The following is a 3,583-nucleotide window of genomic DNA, read 5'->3' on the forward strand; positions in this document are numbered from 1 at the left end:
TTCGTGTGAAGCACCCGGTCCTCCCACCACGGGTCATCCGGGGCGGAGACCAGCGCGGCGACCTGCTCGCGCCTGGTCGGAGCAGGCAGCACCAGGCCGGTTCCAGCGGACGGCAGCGGCAGGCCGGGCGTAGGTCAAGGATGAACAACGGTGCAGCGCGACGACCGGCGAAGATGGCCGCGCCGGACGGCCGGTGGCGCGGTGCAGCGAGTGGTGGCGACGGCCAGGGACGGATGGTGGCGAACGCCAGCGGCGACCGCGGGAGTGGCCGCGCGCAGCACGGCGGGCGATGATCTGGGCAGCCACCTGGACCACTGAGCCGCCCACGAGCGTTCCAGGCAGTCTCCGCCAGTCGCGCAGCGGCTAGGGGTGCGGGCCCTGCTGGTCAGCCGGTGGGGCCGAGGCGGCTGAAGGCCCATCGGAGCACTTCCTGGTCGACGCGGGTGCGGCCGGTGCGTTGGAGGCCGGTGTGGGTGTGGGCGGTCAGGCGGGCCCAGTTGCGGAAGTTGCCGTGGGCTGCGTGTTGGTCGGCGAAGGCGATGTCGTCGGGGTCGGCGTCGGCCCAGATGGGGTGGTAGAGGGGGATGACGTCCAGGACCTCTTCGGGGGTGAGGCGGGCGAGGCGTTGCCAGATGAAGATCCTGGAGGAGAGCATCGGCTCCTTGCGCAGGGTCTGGTAGCAGCCTTCTCCGCCCACGAAGACGACGGCGAGCTGGGTGTAGGGGTCGTCCCAGAGGTAGCGGATGTATTCCAGCTGGTCGCTGGAGAGCCATTGGGCCTCGTCCAGGACGAGGGTGCGGGGGTGGGCGGCGAGTGCGGTCTTGAGGAGGTGGTCGAACTCGCTGGCGTAGCGCGGGGGCTGGCCCGGCAACCGGAGGCTGGTGAACAGTTCGTGGCGCACGGCGCGGGTGGTGGGGCGGGCGTGGAAGGTGATGCGGTGGATCTCTTCGCCGGGTTCGAGTTCGCGCAGGCAGCTGGTCACCGCGACGGTCTTGCCGAAGCCGGCGCCGCCGTGGATGCACATCATGGCTCGGGCGGTGATGGTGTCGGCGAGGTTCTCGCGCACGGTGAGCAGCGCGCGGGTGGCCACGAGGCGGGCTTGGGGCAGGGTGACGTACTGGTCGGTGGGTGCGGGCGGGAGGCGGCGGGTCAAGGGGTGTCCTGGTGGTCGGCTGGTGGGGTGGGGCGGGGGGCGGTTCTCACGGTGGCGGGGATGGGCCAGTCGGCGGGGGGCGGGGCGGGCGGGATAAGGTCCGGCAGGGCGAGGGCGGCGAGGTCGTTCTCGTGGTGGCGGGACAGTTCCCGGGTCGCCTCGGCGGCGGTGGCGGCGTCCAGGCGGCGTGGTGCGGTGGGGGTGGTGGCGGGGGCGAAGCGCTGGTGGCGCAGGTGCTCGGCGGCCTTGGCTTCGGTCCGCAGGCGCTGTGCGCGCCGGGTTCGGGCTCGGCGTAGCGCGGTGAGTTGTTCGGGGGTGGCCTCGTCGGCGAGGTGGGCGGTCCCGAGACGATGGCCGGCGGGGTCGCAGATTTCGATCTCGTGGGTGTGGTGGGGCATGAACCGGACCCTGACCTCGCGGCCTGCCTGTCCGGTCATCCAGTCGGCGAGGTAGTCGCGGTTGCGGAAGCGGACGCCGTGGCTGGTGATGACGCGGGTGCGGCCGTCGTCTTCGAGGGTGAAGGACCACAGGTCGGCGGGTGGGATGTCGGTGAGCGGTGTCGGGTCCTCTGCCAGGCCTGGAGCGGGGTGTGGCCGTTCAGGCCGGCCGGGTGGTGTTCGGTGTTCCACCAGGTGACGAAGGCCAGGACTTCGGCGGTGAAGTCCTCGAAGGACAGGGCGGGGGCGGTGGGAAGGCGGTCGGGGCGGCGGCGGGGCTGTTTGGTGCGGTGGCCGGGCAGGGCGGCGAACAGCATCCGCGTGGCGCTGCGGTTCAGGATCTCGATGCTGCCTTTCAGGTGGGGACTGTAGGCGGGGAGGTCGTCGACGGTCGTTCCGAACGCGTCGAACGCCGCGGTGACGGTACGGGAGAGGAAGTCCTTGCCGCGGTCGATCCGCACGGTCTCCGGCCGGCCCCCGACAGGTCCGTACTCTCCAGTGCGCAGCACCGCCGAGCGCAGCGCGACCAGAATCGAGGCACGTGACGGGACGCCCGGGGTCACCGCCACCCCCGTGATCGCCTTGGTCGCGCAGTCGATGAACCAGGTGACGTAGGGGCGTACCAGGCGTCCGCCGGCGGATACGCGTAGCGGGGCCTGGACGTGGTCGCCCTCCCAGGTGTGGTTGCGCCAGGTGCGGGGGCGTTTGCCGAACACGTCGAAGGCGCGGGCTGCGTCGGGGCCCTTGCGGTAGCCGGCCAGCTCCCCCGCCGTCAGGTCGCGGCGCACCGCGCGCAGGAACGTCGCCAGCGACGGCACCCGTTCCAGCGCGGGGACCGCGGCCGGTGGCGCACCGCCCGGAATGGCCGGGGCCGCCGGAAGAGGCGGGGATGGCGGAGGGACGGTTCCGCCGGCCGCGGCGTCGGAGGCGGTGGCTGCGGCGTCGGGGGCGGTGGCCGCGCGGGCGAGGAGTTCGCGGTGGACCGCCGAGGCGTTGCCGCGCCAGTATGCGAGCAGCAGCCGCAGCTGCGGGGTGATCTCGAACCGGTCCGCGTGGCGTGCCCCGGGAGCGTCGGCCGCGGTGCCGGAGGCGGTGGCCGCCTGGGCCAGCCACCGCCAGACCGTCCGGTCGGACACGGCGAGGCACTGCGCCGTCGTGCGGACGTGCGCGCGGGTGAGCCGCCCCTCGGCGCGCAGAGCAAGCAGACGGCGCACCGCGGGAGCCCGCAGGGCCTTCAACGACACCGCGTCCAGCGCAGGCTCGGCCTCGCCCCCTGCGGGCACGGGCACGGGAATGAGGCTGGGTGGGATGGAGGCGGCGCTGTCAGGGGCGGGGATGTCCACCGGGGTCCTTTCGGCATACGGGGGTGCTCGGCACGGCCGCCCGGGGGACGAGGGGCACGGCGGTGGGGTGGCGGGGGTCAGGGGTGGGGGCCGAGACGGGAGCAGGCCCTGTCCAGCAGCGCCCGGTCGACACCGGTGTCGACCGGGCGCTGGTCCAGAGCCGCGTAGGCGTGGGAGGTGATCTTCGCCCAGGTCCGGAAGTTCCCCCGCGCCAAGGTCTCGTCCGCGTGCAGCAGATCGGCGTCGGCCGCGGTGTGCCACAGCGGGTGGAACAGGCGCAGCACAGTAGGGATCTGAGAGGGTTCCAGGCGCGGGACGTGCTGCCAGGTCAGTACCCGGGAAGCCAGTGCGGGGGCGCGGGCCAGTGTGCGCTCCGCGCCGGCCCCGCACAGCACCAGCGACATCTGGGTGGTCGGGGCGTCCACGAGCAGGCGCAGGTAGTCGAGCTCGGGGGCGGCGATGCGCTGGACGTCGTCGATCAGCAGCACGCCGGGGGTCGTGAAGGCGTCGATGAGCGCGCGGTCGGCCGCGTCCGTGCGGTTCGTCAGCGCGGCGGCCGGCAGGCCGAAGGCGGTCAGCAGCGCGGCGCGCAGCTGCGGAAGGGCCGGCTTCACCGCCACCTGCGCCAGGCGGACCGGCACACGGCGCGG

General features: G+C 73.5%; 2 protein-coding genes and 1 pseudogene. All 3 read right to left on the reverse strand.

The genetic code is table 11. The features are described from left to right. Nucleotides 1-385 precede the first annotated feature (385 nt). Entirely contained in the window at nt 386-1,153 is a 768-nt protein-coding gene (locus ACZ3TI_RS40730; protein WP_465735603.1) for an AAA family ATPase, read from the reverse strand. Next, nucleotides 1,150-2,804: pseudogene (locus ACZ3TI_RS40735) on the reverse strand (transposase). Before ACZ3TI_RS40735 ends, ACZ3TI_RS40730 begins: the two are co-directional and overlap by 4 nt. Nucleotides 2,805-3,010: 206 nt before the next feature. Continuing rightward, the coding region (locus tag ACZ3TI_RS40740; protein WP_465735605.1) for an ATP-binding protein at nt 3,011-3,583 on the reverse strand (573 nt) is incomplete at its 5' end.

The sequence above is a fragment of the Kitasatospora sp. NPDC023120 genome (assembly GCF_055560835.1).